The organism is Longispora fulva (assembly GCF_015751905.1).
In the GTDB taxonomy this organism is placed as follows: domain Bacteria; phylum Actinomycetota; class Actinomycetes; order Mycobacteriales; family Micromonosporaceae; genus Longispora; species Longispora fulva.
The window spans coordinates 279875-293998 of the sequence record NZ_JADOUF010000001.1; the positions used below are offsets into that span (position 1 = coordinate 279875).

Below are 14124 nucleotides of genomic sequence, written 5' to 3' on the forward strand. Positions count from 1 at the left end.
GGACGCCGGGCCGCACGTGCCACCACACCCGTCTTCGGGTACCTTCGACCGGGCCGGCTGTCGCGAACCTGACACCGGCGCCGCTCGGTACCAGGAGGCCGGCATGGAGTTCCGCCTGCTCGGCCCGCTGGAGGTACGCGACGGCGAGCAGGTGATCCCTGTGACGTCGTCCCGACAACGGGCCATGCTCGCAGCCCTGGCGCTGCGGGCCGGCTCCGTGGTTCCCGTCGACGACCTCGTCGCCGTCATCTGGGGCGAGTCCCCGCCGCCCTCCGCCCGCAGTGTGCTGCAGAGTCTGGCTCTCCGGCTCCGCAAGCTGCTCGGCCCGCACGCCCACGTGCTCGTGACCCGGTCACCCGGCTACCTCCTCGACGTCGACCCCGACACCGTCGACACCGCCGCCGCCCGCCGACTGCGTGCCGAGGCCGAGCGGGCCGCAGCTGCCGGTGACCTGGCCACCGAGGCCGACCGGCTACGGTCGACACTGGCACTGTGGCGGGGCCGGGCCCTCGTCGACGTCGACTCCGACCTGCTCCGCAGGGAGGACGCGGCTTGGTGGGCCGAGTGGCACCTCGACACCCTCGAGCGCAGGATCGTCGTCGACCTCGCCCTCGGCCGGGGTGGTCAGGCCATCGGCGAGCTGCGCGAACTCACCGCCGCGCACCCGTTCCGCGAACAGTTCCGGGTCCTGCTCGTCACTGCCCTGCACCAGGCGGGCAGGCGGGCCGAGGCGCTCGCCGAGTACCAGGCCGCCCGCACCATCCTCATCGACGAGCTCGGCGTGGAGCCGGGCGCCAACCTGCGCCGCGCGCACCGCGAAGCCCTCGGGGCCGAACCCGAGCCGCCCGCCGAGCGGCCGGCCCCAGCCGCCCCGTCCGCACCCGTCCCCGCCCAGTTGCCGCACGAGGCGTCGGGCTTCACCGGACGGGTCGCCGAACTGGCCGCGCTCGACGAGCTGGCGGCCGGACGTACCCCCGGAGTGGTCATCGTCGCCGTGACCGGGCCCGCCGGCGTCGGCAAGACCGCGTTCGTCGTGCACTGGGCGCACCGGAACCGGACGGCGTTCGCCGACGGCCAGCTCTACGCCGACCTGCGCGGCTTCGACGCCCGGCACCCGCCGGTGCCCCCGACGGAGATCCTGCGGCAGTTTCTCCGCGCGCTCGGCGTGCCCCCGGCTGGCATGCCGGACAGCGCCGACGAACTCACCCAGCTGTATCGATCCATAGTGGCCGGTCGCCGCCTGCTCGTGGTGCTGGACAACGCGGCGACCCCCGACCAGGTGCGGCCCCTGCTGCCGGGCGGCGACGGCTGTGTCGTCGTGGTCACCAGCCGCCGCCGACTCGGCGGACTCACCGCCAGGGACGGAGCCCGGACAGTCGCCCTGAGCATGCTGTCGGCCGCAGAGTCCCACGAACTGCTCGCCGCCATCGCCGGACGCGACCGGCTGCTCGCCGACCCGGACGCCGCCACCGAACTCGCCGCGCTCTGCGGTCACCTGCCACTGGCCCTGCGGATCGTCGCGGCCAACCTGGCCGCCACCCGGCTCGGCATCCGAGAGGTGGCCACCGAACTCGGCCGGGGCGACCGGCTGGCCGCACTGTCCTTCGCGGACGATCCCGAAACAGCCGTCGGGGCCGCGTTCGCCCTTTCCTACGCCGCACTGGAGCCGACCGAGCAGGCCATGTTCCGCCGGCTGTCGCTGTGCACCGGCCCGGACACGACCGCGGACATCGCCGCCGCGCTCGTGGACGGCGATCACGCCGACCCGACCACCTTGCTGGGCGCCCTCGCGTCGGCACACCTCGTGGAGGAGTACCGCCCGCGCCGCTACCGGCTGCATGACCTGCTGCGGCTGTACGCGACCGACCGCGCCGCCGCCGAGGACCCGCCCGGGACACTCGCGGCCACCCGGCACCGGCTGCTGTCGACGTACCTGTCGACCACCGACGCGGCGTGCACCCTGCTGTTCCCCCATGCGCTCCGGGTGGCCATGCCGGCGCTGGCCGGCCCACCCGTTGCCTTCGCCGACCAGCAGGCCGCGCTCGACTGGCTGGACCGCGAGCACGTCAACGTGCTGTTCGCCGTGGCCGACGCGGTCGGCGGTGGCGAGGCGAGGCTCGGCTGGTGCCTGACCGACGCGCTCCGCGGGTACTTCCTGTACAACAACGGCGGCACGCTCTGGCTGGACACGCTCACCCTGACCGCCGACGCGGCCCGCGAGCACGCCGAGACCGGCGTCGAGGGCCTGATCACCCAGGCCATGGGCACCTACCACGACCAGCGGGGCGCCGCGGCCGCCGCGACAGCCCACTACCTGCGCGCCGTCGAACTGCACCGGCTCTCCGGCAACATCCGCGCAGAGGCCAACACCCTCAACAATCTCTCCGCGACCGACTTCGCCGCAGGGCGACTCGGCGAGGCGATCGAGCGCCTCCAGCGGGTGATCACGCTGTTCGGCCAGCTGCACAACCAGCACGGCGAGACACTCGCCCGACACAATCTTGGCCGGATCCTGCTCGCGGTGGGCCGGTTCCACGAGGCCATCGGGCACGCGACCGCCGCGCTGGAGCTCACCAGGCAGCGGCAGTCCCGGTCAGAGGAGGGGCTCGCCCTGCACCTGCTGGGCTTGGTGCACGACCGGCTCGGCCACACCGAGGAGGCTCTCGCGGCACTGCACGCCGCCGCCGACATCCATCAGGAGCTGGGCACCAGAATCGAGCTGGCCAGCGTCCACGCGGAGCTCGCCCTGACCTACCTCAGCAGCGGCGACCAGACCGAAGCGGCCCGGCACGCCGAACTCGGCGTGCACCTGGCCCGGGAGAACGGCGGCACGTCGCGCGAACCGAGTACCCTGCACGCCCGCGCGATGGTGCACTACGAGAAGGGCGACACCGCAGCCGCCCGCCGCGACCTGGACACAGCCCAGACACTCACCGCCGGTATCCAACGTCCGGTAGAGACGGACATCGCAACGGCGCTGGCCCTGGTCGTCCTGCGGGAGGGCGACGCCACCGGCGCCCTCGGACACGCCTACCGGGCGTTGACGCTCTCCCGGCACTCGGGGAGCACCGCGCAAGAAGGCGACGCGCTGATCGCGGCCGCCGCAGCGCACCTGGCCCTCGGCGAGGCCCGGCAAGCCGCGACGACAGCCGGACGAGCTGCCGCGATCCACCACGACAGCGGCTACCGGCGGGGGGAGCACCGAGCCCGGCAGGCACTCGCCAGGGCCACAGCCCACGAAGGGACCACCGCCTGACCCGGAGCCCGGTGCGACGGCCGGGGACAGGGGGAGGCGAATCGCGTCGAACTCCGCGACCCGCAATCGCCGCTCCGTACAGCCGAGCCTCCTGACTCGCTGTCGCAGCCAGGGTCTCTTACTCTGCCAGGCGCGCCATGTCGGACACCAGGCCGAGGTGGCTGAGTTTGTCGGGGTTGGACACGGAGTGGATCGCGCGGATCGCGCCGTCTGCGATGTGGAGCTCGACGACGCTGACCACCCGGCCGTCGGGGTCGTAGGTGACGGCGCCCGGGCGGCCGTTGACCCAGGCTGGGCGTAGCGTGGCGCCGAGCAGTCGGACGCGGCGGATCCCGCCGACGAACAGTTGTCCGACGCGGTGCGGCTCGGCCACCGGGTGTCTGGTCGCCCGCGCCTTGCCGCCGCCGTCGCCGGTGAACACCACGTCAGGGGCGAGCATGGCGAGTAGGCCGTCCAGGTCGCCGCCGTCGGCGGCTTCGAAGAACCTGCGGGCGAGTTCCGCGCCCTCCGCCCGCCGCGCCGGGGCTGGCGCGCTGTCGGTGCCCCTGCCGTCGGCGGCGATGCGCCGTCTGGCCCGGGCGAAGATCTGCCGGCAGTTGGCCTCGGATTTGCCGGTGGCCTGGGCCAGGTCCGGGTAGTCGTACGCGAACACCTCGCGGAGCACGAACACCGCCCGCTCGATCGGGGACAGCGCCTCCAGGAGCACGAGGAACGCCATCGACAGCGAGTCGGCCAGCTCGGCGTGCTCGGCCGGCCCCGGTCGGTCGGTGGTCACGACGACCGGCTCGGGCAGCCAGCTGCCCACGTAGGTCTCGCGCCGGACCCGTGCCGAGGTCAGGTGGTTGATGCCGAGTCTGGTCACCGCCGTGGCGAGGTACGCCTTCGGGGCGGCGATCGTGGTACCCGCCTGGTGCGCCCGGGTCAGGCCGAGGAACGCGTCCTGCACGATGTCCTCGGCGTCGCCCACCGATCCGGTCACCCCGTAGGCGATGGAGAACAGCAGCGGCCGGTAGCCCGCCGCGTCCGTCACGTCCGCTGATCCCGGCACGGCACCTCCCCGCTCGCCTACCGCGGCACCCGGTCGGGTTCACGGCCTCAGCATGATCACCCGAAGATCCACGCGGCGTCCAGCGGGTGGCCGGTCGGACTGCGGTCGCCTGAGCCTGGGGGAGACGCACGCCACACTTCGTCACAGCTCGCCGGGGGGCCCTGTCTTAAGAGGGCAACAGCGAACAACGATCCAGGAGTACCCGATGAACGCTCGTCTGAACGTCATGGCCAGCCCGGTCGCCGCCAAGGCCATGAAGCACATCATCGCCGCGCACCGGGCGCTGGCGGACTCGACGGTGCCGGCCTCGACGCGGGAACTGGTGATGCTGCGCGCGAGCCAGATCAACGGCTGCGCCGGGTGCGTCGACATGCACACCAAGGACGCCACAGCGGCCGGGGAGTCCCAGGTGCGCCTTCACCTGGTCGCGGTCTGGCGGGAGGCCACCGTGTTCACCGAGGCCGAACGCGCCGCACTGGAGCTGACCGAGCAGGGCACCCGGATCGCCGACGCGGCCGGCGGTGTCCCGGACGAGGTCTGGGCGAACGCCGCCCGGCACTACGACGACGACCAGCTCGCCGACCTGGTGACCCAGATCGCGCTCATCAACGCCTTCAACCGGGGAAACGTCATCATCAGGCAGCCCGCCGGCGGCTACCAGCCCGGCCAGCACTGACACACCCTGATCGCCACCCTCGATTACGTAAGGACAGTACCGTGAACATCGCTCTGTGGATCGTCACCGGACTCCTCGCCGCCGCCTACCTGCTCGGCGGTGGCTTCAAGCTGATCATGCCGAAGGAGAAGATCGCCGCCAGCGGGGCCAGCGCCAGATGGGTCGAACACTTCAGCGCCGCCGGGGTGAAGGCCATCGGAGCCCTTGAGGTCGCGGCCGCGGTCGGCCTGGTCCTGCCGGCGCTCCTCGACATCGCGCCGATCCTGGTGCCGCTCGCCGCCCTCGGCCTGGTGCTGATGATGACCGGTGCGGCGATCACCCGCGCCCGGCGGCACGAGACCAAGCTCATGATGGTGGACCTGGCCTACCTCGCCCTGGCGGCCTTCGTGGCCTGGGGCCGCTTCGGCCCCGAATCCTTCCTCACCTGACCCGGGAGCGGCGGCGCCGGTCTAGCGGAGCCAGAACCCGCATCGCGCCACCACCGCCCACCGCTCATCGGCCCGCCGACCCCGTCCGAGGTATTACGGTTGGAAGTACGCCGACATCAGGCGGCTGACCCATTCCGGCTGCTGGACGTTTTCTGGCAGGAACTCCGCCATCACTGGCTTCAGGTCGATGACCGGGGTGCCGGAGACCGCGTCGAGGCCTACCACCGTCAGTTCGCGGCCGTGGACGGATTCGATGGCACAGGACGTCACCCCGATGCGGTTGGGTCGTCGAGGGCCGCGTCCGGCGAACACGCCGACGGGTGGGAGGTCGGGGCGCCCGCGGTTGGGACGGGGCTCGCGGTAGTCCCCGTGGTCGGGGAACTGGTCGAAAACGAAGAGGATCTCCACGTGAGAGAAGCCCTCCAGACCTTGGAGGCACGCTTCACCGAAGCGCTCGTCAACGGTGATCGTGCTGCGGACGGCGCCCCAGTTGTCCGTGCGCTGAATGTCCGTCCTCGCGTTCTGGACGGTACCTATCGGGGTGATGTCGAAGCTGAGCATGATTCCATCCATGTCTTGGGGGTGTTGAACCATCGTCGCCGTCCCCGACCACGCTGTGACCGGCACGGGAGGGCTGTACTGCCGGCAATTGGCTATCCGGCGAACAGGAGCGCGCTGATCACCAGCATCACCAGGGCGGTGGCAGCGTGCACGCCGTAGGCGGTCGCCTTGGGTCCGTCGCTGCGCAATACGATCAGTGCGTCGCCGACGGGAATGACGGCGGCGGCCAGCATGCCCGAGCCGAGTAGGTGGGGTGTTCCTCCCGCCAGCAGGACGAGGATGAGGAGTCCTGCGGCGATGTCGCGGACGGCCTTGACTGCCAGCCAGGCCTGGAAGGTGCGGTCTGCGGTCGGCGTGTCGGGGATGCCGAAGCCGGCTGCGGCCTGCGGTGCCCGGAGGGCGTTCGCGCCCATGAGGATGACGGCTACGCCGATCAGTCCGGCGAGTACGTTGGCGACGGTGATGAGCATGGTTGTCCCTGAAGAAGCGAAGCGGATGTGGTGAGGAAGAGCTGGTGGCTACTGGCACCGTTCCTTGTCCACGGCACGTGACCGCGTCGTGGGGCGGTGATCCGGTGCGGCGGGCTAGGGAACGATCACGACGCCTCCGCGCACTCCGCCTTGGGCCAGCAGGTTGTGGGCCGCTGTAGCGTCGGTGAAGGGGTAGACACCGGCGACCCGCAGTGGGATGACTCCGCTTTCCACCAACGTCACCAGTTCGCCCAGCCGGGTGCTGTCGGGCAGCACGTTCAGTGCGAACGTGCGGATTCCCCTCGTCGGCTCCGGGCGCAGCGGGGGTGAGGCGGCCACGTAGCCACCGCCGTCCCTGACCAGGTCCATCAGCGAAGGGCCGATCACCGCGAGGTCGACGACCGCGTCGAAGCTGGCCGCCGCCGCTAGCGGATCGTCCGAGCGTGGCACGAACGTCGCGCCCTGCGACTCGACGAAATCGCGGTCGCCGACCCCCGCTACTCCTGTGGCGTGCAGTCCGGCGTGCCGGGCCAGTGCGAGGGTGAACCCGCCGACCTGTCCAGCGGCACCGGTGACGAGCACGGATGACCCTTCTGGGAGCGCGAGCAGGTCGAGGGCCTGGGCTGCGGCGAGGCCATTGGTCGGCAGGGTCGCGGCCTCGCTGGCGGAGACGCCGACGGGCGCGGCGGTCAGCCACGCGGCATCGAGGACGACAAACTCCGCGTGGGCGCCGACCGTGGTGCGCAGCCAGGGTGAGAAGCCGATGACGTCGTCATCCACCGTGAGATCTCCGACGGACGCACCCACGGCGTCGACCGTGCCGACCACGTCCCAACCGGGAACGTACGGCAGCCCGGTCGGCAGTGGCGCCGGGAACCGACCGGCGCGAACCATGAGATCCACCGGGTGTACGACGGACGCGGCGACCCGTACCCGCACCTGACCCGGTCCCGGCTGGGGCACCGGCAGGTCCGTCACCACCCGCAGAACCTCCGGCCCACCGAACCGTGCATAGCTGACTGCGCGCATCGCCGTACCCTCCTGTGAACGTCAAGATCACCATGACGTTAGGCAGCCTCGGGCACTGTGAGAAAGTAGGCACCTCGAAGTGCCTATGGCACCGGCAAGGGGGTAGACATGGCGACGACGACCGCCGGACAGCGACGTGAGCAGGCCAAACGCGACTATGACGCGTTTCTGGCTGGCTGCCCGACCCGGGAACTGCTGAGCACGCTCACCGACAAGTGGGTGGCGCTGCTGATCCCGGCGCTCGCCGGCGGCCCGCAGCGACACAGCGAACTCGCCCGCCGCATCGCCGGCGTCAGCCAGAAGATGCTCACCCAGACCCTGCGCACAATGGAACGCGATGGTCTGCTCACCCGCACCGTGACCACGTCAGTACCCGCACGCGTCGACTACCAGCTCACCCCGCTCGGCCACGACCTGTTCCCGGTCATGGTCGCGATCAAGACCTGGGCGGAGACACACATGGACCGCGTCTTTCAGGCCCGGACCCAGTTCGACACGCGAACATGAAATCCAGCGGGTCTTGACCACCCGCTCCGGCACACCTGTTGGAACGCAAGCCCGGCGACCGGAAGGACGCCGCCACCGCCCGGCCCGACCAGGTCGTGTGGCGGCCGTCGGTCAGCGCATCTTCTTCAAGTAGGCGGCGACGCGTTTGTCGATCCGGCGGTTGTCGCGTCCACGCCGGACCTTGATCGCGACGATCAGCAGGGCGACAGCCGCACCGGCGGCGGCGCGGACGCGGTTGTCGGCGGCCACCGCGCGTGCCTGCGGAGCCCACGCTCGCAGCCGGTCGGCCACCGCCACGGTGACATGCTTGGCCGCGCTGGTGGCATCGGCGGTGTCGGCGTTGGGGTCGGCGGCCTGAGCCGGCGCCGTCAACGGATCCATCGGTGTGACTGTGATCGAGGCCTGAGCGTCGCGCATGACTTCTCCCTCATCGAGGTGCCCTTTCCGGGCAGGGTGACTGCGATGGCGCACGGTACGCCGGCGAAGGTTGGCGGACCGTTGTGCGAGTGGCCGGGCGCTTCGGCTATCGCAGGGCTCGCCGTCCGCTGACGCCGGCGGCGATGGCGACGCCGACGGCCGCGAGGGCGACCTGGATGGCGATCTCGATCCAGTCGACCCCGGGCGTGGTGGCCACGCCCAGGCCGCGGGCGATCGCGGTGCCGATGAGGGCGGCGAGGATTCCGACGATGATGGTGACCCAGATCGGAATGTTCTGTTTCCCGGGCAGGACGAGGCGGCCCAGGGCACCGATGATCAGACCGACGATGAGTGCGGAGATGATGCCGGCAACAGTCACGTGGATCTCCTTGGTAGTCGATTCGGACGTCTGCTGCCGCACGGGCGCTGACGTGTCGTGCTGTGACAGGTCGATACCCGCCGGACGGGACCGCAAACGTCTGTGAGGACAGGACACGCCTCGCGTCCATGACTCGGTGGCCGGTGTGGCGACCGGCGGTTGCGGGTAAGCGGTGGTGGAACCCGACCGAGAGGAGAACGTCGTGAGTGTCGTGACCGAGACGATCGAGGTCGACGCGCCCGTGCGGGCCGTGTACAACCAGTGGACGCAGTTCGAGGATTTCCCCCAGTTCATGGAGGGCGTCGACTCCATCGTCCAGCAGGCCGACGATCGTACCCACTGGAAGATCAACATCGGTGGTGTGGAGCGGGAGTTCGACGCCATGATCATCGAGCAGGTCCCCGACGAGCGGGTGGCGTGGGCCTCCGTCAGCGGTCCCCGCCACGCGGGTCTGATCACCTTCGAGCCGCAGAGCGCCGACCGCACCAGTGTGACGGCGCGCATCAACATGGAACCCGAGGGGATCACGGAGAAGGTCGGCGACGCGCTCGGACTGATCACCCGGCGGGTGCGCGGGGACCTCGAGCGGTTCAAGGAGTTCCTGGAGGCACGTGGCTCAGAGTCCGGCGGCTGGCGCGGAAAGATCAGCTAGCCGGGTGTCGCCCCGTCGCCGGGCGGGTACACCGGTGATCAACCGATAGACGTCGACAAGGGAGAATCATGACGAGCATGAGTCCGAACTCCGGCTTCGACGCGTGGAACTACGGCCCGGATTCCGGGTACACGGGTACCAACGATCTGACGGGTTTTCACGTCGAGGCCATCGACGGCGGCATCGGCAAGATCGACGAGGCGACGCACGCTGTCGACGGCAGTTACGTGGTCGTGGACACCGGCCCGTGGATTTTCGGCTCGAAGGTGCTGCTGCCCGCCGGTGTGATCCAGCGCGTGGACACCGCGGGGGAGACGGTGTACGTCCTTCGGACCAGGGAGCAGATCAAGAGCGCCCCGGCGTATGACCCGGCCGGCCGGGATAGTGTCGCCTACCGCGACGACCTGGGCGGCTACTACGGCGGCATGCCGCCGATGTAGGTCATGTCAATGCCATTGGAGCCCGCCCGATACTCGGGTGGGCTCCGCTGGCATCGAGCCATCGACCGCCGGGATGGTTCACGGGGCGTCGTCGCGAGGAAAGTGTCCTGGGATTGCAGCCAGCCGTCGTATCGGGTCGAGCCCGGGAAGTCACGGTCGCGTCCAATGCCACCGTCTGCACCTGCCAATCGACCCCTGGGCGGCTGTATTCGGACAGGTACCAGGTCACCGGCCTCCGGGTCCAATCGCTGGTCGTTTCGCTCGTCTCGGTGCTGGGTATCGATCTGTCATGGGTATTGGAGCTGGCATTTTCCTTATCGCGGTGGGCGCGATTCTCGCGTTCGCCGTGGACTTCCAGGTTGTCGGGATCGACATCCGGGTCATCGGCTGGATTCTGATGGCCGCGGGAGCGGCGGGATTGATCTTCTTCTTCGCGTTCTGGAGCCGCCGCCGCACGACCGCCGTCGTCACGGAGCGCCGCGACTACGACGACCCGGCGGGGCCGCCGCTGTAGGCGTGTTCGAACGCGAGACGCCGATGACGTGGGGAGGGCACTATGACGGTGCCGAGTAGTACAGGGACGGCTCCTGAGCCGTCAGAAACCGACCCGCTGGGGGTGGAACCCGAGCCGGCCGATGAGACCGAGGCCGCCCGGGACGAGCAGGACCGCCGTGACGGCCAGATGCGCCGCGATGACAGCCAGCCGCCGATCGTCGGCGACGGCGGACCTGAGTCCTGACCCGCACCTGACCGCCGCCGTAACCGGCGGTCAGGTGCGGGTACTTCTCCGTCCGGGGTGGGTCAGCCCTCGGCTGATGAGCCGGTGGCCTGCCGACCGCGTTACTCCCCAGCTGTGGTTCTCCTGGACCTGGTCGTAGCCGCCGCACGATCCGTCGCACGTCGTACCAGGGAGTCCGGCGGGGTCTTCTCGTCGTCGGGTTGGTCGTCGACGTCCAGGAGGTGTGCGCGGTCGCGGTGGTCGTCGTAGACGACCTTGTCCGCGGCTGCGACCGGTACCGCCATCAGTACCCCGACGAGGCCGAGGAGCGCGCCGCCGGTCAGTCCGACGAGCAGCCTGTCCGGGCGCGACCATGCAGATGACGCCGAGCACACCCGGTCCGGTATGGACACCGTCGATTACGATCCCACTTGGGCGGGCCTTCACGCCCGTGCGGGCCCGCTCGCCGTGAGGCGGCCGTTTTCCCGAGGCCAGGTGCGGGTATTTCGAATGCATGACCAGTCAGCCGCCCCGTCCAGCGTGGGCTCCCACCCGGCCCACATGCCTTCCGACGTCACCCCGCAAGTCGGGGTGTTCGACCGGTTCGCCACCAAAGCCGCCACCTTCGCGTCCAAGGCGTGGTTCTTCGTCATCTGTGTCCTGCTCGTGCTGATCTGGGCGCCGTCATACTTCCTGATCGGCACCCTCGACACCTGGCAGCTGATCATCAACACGGCCACCACGATCATCACGTTCCTGCTGGTCGCGCTGCTGCAGAACACCCAGTCGCGCTCCGATCGGGCCGTGCAGGACAAACTCAACGCCATCGCCGACGCCCTGGCCGACCTGATGGCGTCCCAGGCCCACACCGCCCCGCAGTTGCAGCACGACCTCGAAGAGCTCCGCGACGCCGTCGGGCTGGAAGACAAAGAAAGCGCATGACCGGGCGCGACCGGCCCGGCGGCAGGACCAGGGCGCGTAGCCGATTGTCGGTGATAGCCCAGGGGCTGGTGGACGCGGCGGGGTCGACGATCACGGCGGCGGTGGTCGTCGCGACTGGGGGAGTCGTGAGACGTAGCGTCAGCGATCCGCTGTATGAGGGAGGTGGCAGGGCGCTCGCGCCGGGCAGCGGCCGTGACGCCTCGGTCGGTGTCAGCGCAGTTCGGGTGGCAGCGACGCTCCGACGCCGCGCACGGAGCGGAGTTCCATCTGTTCCGGCATGCCGGCGAGCAGTGGTACCGTCCGGTCGATGAACGGGCGCAGCTCGGGCCGGTTCAGGAACGCCTCGTGCTCCTCGCGGCCGATCCACAGGTCCTGTACCCAGATCACCTCGGGCTCGGCGACGGAGGCGGACACCAGGTACAGCAGGCACGCCGGGTTGTCGCGCAGCAGCCTGCCCGACGCGACGAGCAGTTCCAGCACCTCGTCGCGGTGCCCAGGCTTGGCGGTCAGCTTGTTCAACAGCGCGTACATCATGCCTTCGACGCTACGCCCGGACTGCGGCGCCGATCCGGCGTTTTCACAAGTGGTCGGCGCCGGCGGTCGATGACGATGGCCAACGAACCAGGGCTGCATTCGCATCCGGCCGCATCCTGGGACGGATCCCATATGTACCCACAGGTGGCCGTTCCGTGGGCTCTCTCGCTGTGACGGGGTCGCTGACGACACCCGCGCGCATGAAACTCTGGCCCGGCCCCCGGGTAGCGGGGCCGGGCCAGATGGGAGCACGAGGAGTTACAGGGTCAGCGACCAGTAGTCAAGGGTGCCCTGGTCGCCGGGGCCGTAATCGGTGACCCGCAGCTGCCAGGTCCCGGAAGCGGCCGAGGCGACCCCGGTGGCGGTGAACGTCCGCTCCCCGTTCCACGGCGTGCACGGGTAGTTGCCGCTGCCGGAGAACTTCACGGTGTACACCTGCCCGCCCGGCGCGACGAGGGAGATGCCCAGGTCCTCCGAGCAGGTGTGGCTGAGCCCGATCCGCAGGCTGACCGAGGTCGCGGCCTGTCCGGTGGCCGTGGAGGTCACCGGGCTGAAGAGGCGCTGGTTGTCGCGGATCGGGTAGTCGGTGTCGCTGCGGAAGGTGCGGGCCGGGGCTCCGCCGGTGACGGTAAGGGTGTACTCGACGGCGTGGGTCAACGCCGGGTCGCTGGCAGCCGTGCCGAGGACGGTGATCGGGTAGGTGCCGGCCGGCGTGGTCGAGGAGGCCGAGACGGTCATCGTCGACGAGGCCCCCGACTGCACGGAGTTCGGGTTGAGGGTGACGGTGATCCCCACTGGCGCGGCGGCCCCCATGCTGGCGGTGAGGTTCACAGTCCGCGCGCTTCCGACGGTGGTGGCCGTGTTCACCGTGGTGGTCGTGGAGGCTCCGGCGGCGACGGTGCCCGAGGCCGGGCTGAGGCCGATCGAGAAGTCGCCGGCCGGATCGGATCCGGTGACCCGCAGCGTGTAGGTGGCGGTGTGCGTTGCTGATCCCGTGCCGGTGACCGTGATCGGATAGGTCCCCGGCGGGGTGTTCGCGCTGGTCGCGAGTGTGAGAGTCGACGAGGAGCCGGACTGCACCGAGGTGGGGGAGAACGAGGCGGTGACGCCACTGGGCAGGCCCGATGCGCTCAGGGCGACGGACTGGGCGGCTCCGGAGGTCGTGGCCGTGTTCACGGTGACGCTCGCGGCCTGGCCCGGCCCGACGTCGCCGCTGGTCGGGCTGGTCGACACCGAGAAGTCATTCGCGGGGGTACCGGTGCCCAGGTGCCGCCAGCCCGACTGGTCCCCGTGCCCGTCGATGATTTTCTGGATGTTGGCGGCCTGGTCGACCACCCGCATGCCCATCTGCGGGCCGTTGCAGTTGGAGTCGCCCCCGGAGTGCACGGCGATCAGCTTTGCGCCGACGACATACCCGGCTCCGCTGTCACCCACGCAGGTGCCGACGTCGCCGTTCACGGGGCCGAAGCACAGGATCTTGCCGGTCTTGAAGTCGTAGCCCTTGTCCTTGCAGGTCTGCTCGGTCGTGACGGGGAAGGTGGCCTTGCGGGCGATCGTGGAGTTGGTGCCGCCGCCGATCTGGCCCCAGCTGATCATCGTGGAGTTGGTGCCGACCGCCTCGTCGGCGGCGGTGCCGATCTGGACGTAGGAGGTGCCGACGGGTTTGGCCAGGACCCAGATGCCGATGTCGCCGCACTGCAGTCCCTCGTTGCAGTTCGGGTAGTCAGGGTGCAGCCACGCGTCGACCGGCTTCACCTCGATCCCCTCGGTAGTGGCCATGTCGGTGCGCCCGACGATCACGGTGCGCACGTCCCAGGTCTCCACCTTCATCGTGCAGTGCCCGGCCGTCATGAACAGCGTCGGCGACAGCAGCACCCCGCTACACGACTCGCGGTACGGGTGCGCGCTGCCCGGCCGGGTGCTCACCGCCGCCCAGGGATAGTCCGCGACGGATACCGGGGTGCCGCCCCGGATCGCCTCGGCCGTACCCGGCAGGGTCAGGACCGCGAGCACGGCGACGGCCAGCGCGGCGAGTGTCCTCATAGTCAGTTTTCGCATGAAGTCATG

General features: G+C 70.1%; 18 protein-coding genes. 9 read left to right on the plus strand and 9 right to left on the minus strand.

Annotated features, from left to right (window positions below):
* Positions 1 to 103: 103 nt before the first annotated feature.
* The gene (locus tag IW245_RS01185) at positions 104 to 3256 is read left to right on the plus strand and encodes an AfsR/SARP family transcriptional regulator (RefSeq protein WP_197001336.1); all 3153 of its coding nucleotides are present in this window, start codon (positions 104 to 106) and stop codon (positions 3254 to 3256) included.
* 118 nt (positions 3257 to 3374) lie between these two features.
* Here the strand turns inward: IW245_RS01185 and sigJ are convergent, their stop codons facing one another.
* Positions 3375 to 4304, minus strand: a complete 930-nt coding sequence (gene sigJ / locus IW245_RS01190) for an RNA polymerase sigma factor SigJ (protein WP_197001337.1) — start codon at positions 4302 to 4304, stop codon at positions 3375 to 3377.
* 205 nt (positions 4305 to 4509) lie between these two features.
* Here sigJ and IW245_RS01195 point away from each other — a divergent pair, with 205 nt between their 5' ends.
* Both IW245_RS01195 and IW245_RS01200 read left to right on the plus strand, forming a co-directional pair.
* Positions 4510 to 4980, plus strand: coding sequence for a carboxymuconolactone decarboxylase family protein (locus tag IW245_RS01195; protein WP_197001338.1), 471 nt, complete (start codon positions 4510 to 4512; stop codon positions 4978 to 4980).
* A 41-nt stretch (positions 4981 to 5021) separates the two neighbouring features.
* Positions 5022 to 5408 carry a DoxX family protein gene (locus IW245_RS01200; protein WP_197001339.1) on the plus strand — a complete coding sequence of 129 codons (387 nt, stop codon included), beginning with the start codon at positions 5022 to 5024 and terminating at the stop codon, positions 5406 to 5408.
* Positions 5409 to 5501: 93 nt separating this feature from the next.
* On the opposite strand, the gene IW245_RS01205 is transcribed toward IW245_RS01200, so the two are convergent.
* The 3 genes from IW245_RS01205 to IW245_RS01215 all read right to left on the minus strand — a co-directional run bounded on the left by IW245_RS01205 (position 5502) and on the right by IW245_RS01215 (position 7468).
* A complete protein-coding gene (locus IW245_RS01205; RefSeq protein WP_197001340.1) occupies positions 5502 to 5969 on the minus strand; it encodes an SAM-dependent methyltransferase in 468 nt (155 codons plus the stop codon).
* Positions 5970 to 6061: 92 nt separating this feature from the next.
* Positions 6062 to 6439, minus strand: a complete 378-nt coding sequence (locus IW245_RS01210) for a DUF4267 domain-containing protein (RefSeq protein ID WP_197001341.1) — start codon at positions 6437 to 6439, stop codon at positions 6062 to 6064.
* 114 nt (positions 6440 to 6553) lie between these two features.
* Positions 6554 to 7468, minus strand: a complete 915-nt coding sequence (locus IW245_RS01215) for an NADP-dependent oxidoreductase (RefSeq protein WP_197001342.1) — start codon at positions 7466 to 7468, stop codon at positions 6554 to 6556.
* Between the two features lie 108 nt (positions 7469 to 7576).
* Between IW245_RS01215 and IW245_RS01220 the strand changes: the two genes are divergently transcribed.
* Positions 7577 to 7975: a winged helix-turn-helix transcriptional regulator gene (locus IW245_RS01220; protein WP_197001343.1), complete on the plus strand. Its 399-nt coding sequence runs from the start codon at positions 7577 to 7579 to the stop codon at positions 7973 to 7975.
* 111 nt (positions 7976 to 8086) lie between these two features.
* Here IW245_RS01220 and IW245_RS01225 read toward each other — a convergent pair whose 3' ends face one another.
* Together IW245_RS01225 and IW245_RS01230 are read right to left on the minus strand one after the other, a co-directional pair.
* Positions 8087 to 8392: a hypothetical protein gene (locus IW245_RS01225; protein ID WP_197001344.1), complete on the minus strand. Its 306-nt coding sequence runs from the start codon at positions 8390 to 8392 to the stop codon at positions 8087 to 8089.
* 106 nt (positions 8393 to 8498) lie between these two features.
* The gene (locus tag IW245_RS01230) at positions 8499 to 8771 is read right to left on the minus strand and encodes a GlsB/YeaQ/YmgE family stress response membrane protein (protein WP_197001345.1); all 273 of its coding nucleotides are present in this window, start codon (positions 8769 to 8771) and stop codon (positions 8499 to 8501) included.
* 202 nt (positions 8772 to 8973) lie between these two features.
* Here IW245_RS01230 and IW245_RS01235 point away from each other — a divergent pair, with 202 nt between their 5' ends.
* The 4 genes from IW245_RS01235 to IW245_RS01250 all read left to right on the plus strand — a co-directional run bounded on the left by IW245_RS01235 (position 8974) and on the right by IW245_RS01250 (position 10602).
* The gene (locus IW245_RS01235; RefSeq protein ID WP_197001346.1) at positions 8974 to 9423 is read left to right on the plus strand and encodes an SRPBCC family protein; all 450 of its coding nucleotides are present in this window, start codon (positions 8974 to 8976) and stop codon (positions 9421 to 9423) included.
* 68 nt (positions 9424 to 9491) lie between these two features.
* A complete protein-coding gene (locus IW245_RS01240; protein WP_197001347.1) occupies positions 9492 to 9863 on the plus strand; it encodes a PRC-barrel domain containing protein in 372 nt (123 codons plus the stop codon).
* A 289-nt stretch (positions 9864 to 10152) separates the two neighbouring features.
* Positions 10153 to 10377, plus strand: coding sequence for a DUF6458 family protein (locus IW245_RS40155; RefSeq protein WP_372445066.1), 225 nt, complete (start codon positions 10153 to 10155; stop codon positions 10375 to 10377).
* Between the two features lie 42 nt (positions 10378 to 10419).
* Positions 10420 to 10602, plus strand: a complete 183-nt coding sequence (locus IW245_RS01250; protein WP_197001349.1) for a hypothetical protein — start codon at positions 10420 to 10422, stop codon at positions 10600 to 10602.
* A 101-nt stretch (positions 10603 to 10703) separates the two neighbouring features.
* Here IW245_RS01250 and IW245_RS01255 read toward each other — a convergent pair whose 3' ends face one another.
* Positions 10704 to 10994 (minus strand): hypothetical protein, encoded by a 291-nt coding sequence (locus IW245_RS01255; RefSeq protein WP_197001350.1) that lies wholly within the window; start codon positions 10992 to 10994, stop codon positions 10704 to 10706.
* A gap of 148 nt (positions 10995 to 11142) precedes the next feature.
* On the opposite strand from IW245_RS01255, the gene IW245_RS01260 reads away from it, so the two are divergent.
* Positions 11143 to 11523 (plus strand): low affinity iron permease family protein, encoded by a 381-nt coding sequence (locus IW245_RS01260; protein WP_197001351.1) that lies wholly within the window; start codon positions 11143 to 11145, stop codon positions 11521 to 11523.
* 210 nt (positions 11524 to 11733) lie between these two features.
* Here IW245_RS01260 and IW245_RS01265 read toward each other — a convergent pair whose 3' ends face one another.
* A complete protein-coding gene (locus tag IW245_RS01265) occupies positions 11734 to 12057 on the minus strand; it encodes a putative quinol monooxygenase (protein WP_197001352.1) in 324 nt (107 codons plus the stop codon).
* A gap of 258 nt (positions 12058 to 12315) precedes the next feature.
* Positions 12316 to 14115: a trypsin-like serine protease gene (locus IW245_RS01270; RefSeq protein ID WP_197001353.1), complete on the minus strand. Its 1800-nt coding sequence runs from the start codon at positions 14113 to 14115 to the stop codon at positions 12316 to 12318.
* Between the last annotated feature and the right edge of the window lie 9 nt (positions 14116 to 14124).

Excerpts from the sequence above, each read along its gene's own strand:
- IW245_RS01185 (WP_197001336.1), top strand. The coding sequence starts at position 104 with ATGGAGTTCCGCCTGCTCGGCCCGCTGGAGGTACGCGACGGCGAGCAG.
- IW245_RS01195 (WP_197001338.1), top strand. The coding sequence starts at position 4,510 with ATGAACGCTCGTCTGAACGTCATGGCCAGCCCGGTCGCCGCCAAGGCC.
- IW245_RS01205 (WP_197001340.1), bottom strand. The coding sequence starts at position 5,969 with ATGCTCAGCTTCGACATCACCCCGATAGGTACCGTCCAGAACGCGAGG.
- IW245_RS01210 (WP_197001341.1), bottom strand. The coding sequence starts at position 6,439 with ATGCTCATCACCGTCGCCAACGTACTCGCCGGACTGATCGGCGTAGCC.
- IW245_RS01215 (WP_197001342.1), bottom strand. The coding sequence starts at position 7,468 with ATGCGCGCAGTCAGCTATGCACGGTTCGGTGGGCCGGAGGTTCTGCGG.
- IW245_RS01220 (WP_197001343.1), top strand. The coding sequence starts at position 7,577 with ATGGCGACGACGACCGCCGGACAGCGACGTGAGCAGGCCAAACGCGAC.
- IW245_RS01225 (WP_197001344.1), bottom strand. The coding sequence starts at position 8,392 with ATGCGCGACGCTCAGGCCTCGATCACAGTCACACCGATGGATCCGTTG.
- IW245_RS01240 (WP_197001347.1), top strand. The coding sequence starts at position 9,492 with ATGACGAGCATGAGTCCGAACTCCGGCTTCGACGCGTGGAACTACGGC.
- IW245_RS40155 (WP_372445066.1), top strand. The coding sequence starts at position 10,153 with ATGGGTATTGGAGCTGGCATTTTCCTTATCGCGGTGGGCGCGATTCTC.
- IW245_RS01250 (WP_197001349.1), top strand. The coding sequence starts at position 10,420 with ATGACGGTGCCGAGTAGTACAGGGACGGCTCCTGAGCCGTCAGAAACC.
- IW245_RS01260 (WP_197001351.1), top strand. The coding sequence starts at position 11,143 with ATGCCTTCCGACGTCACCCCGCAAGTCGGGGTGTTCGACCGGTTCGCC.
- IW245_RS01265 (WP_197001352.1), bottom strand. The coding sequence starts at position 12,057 with ATGATGTACGCGCTGTTGAACAAGCTGACCGCCAAGCCTGGGCACCGC.
- IW245_RS01270 (WP_197001353.1), bottom strand. The coding sequence starts at position 14,115 with ATGCGAAAACTGACTATGAGGACACTCGCCGCGCTGGCCGTCGCCGTG.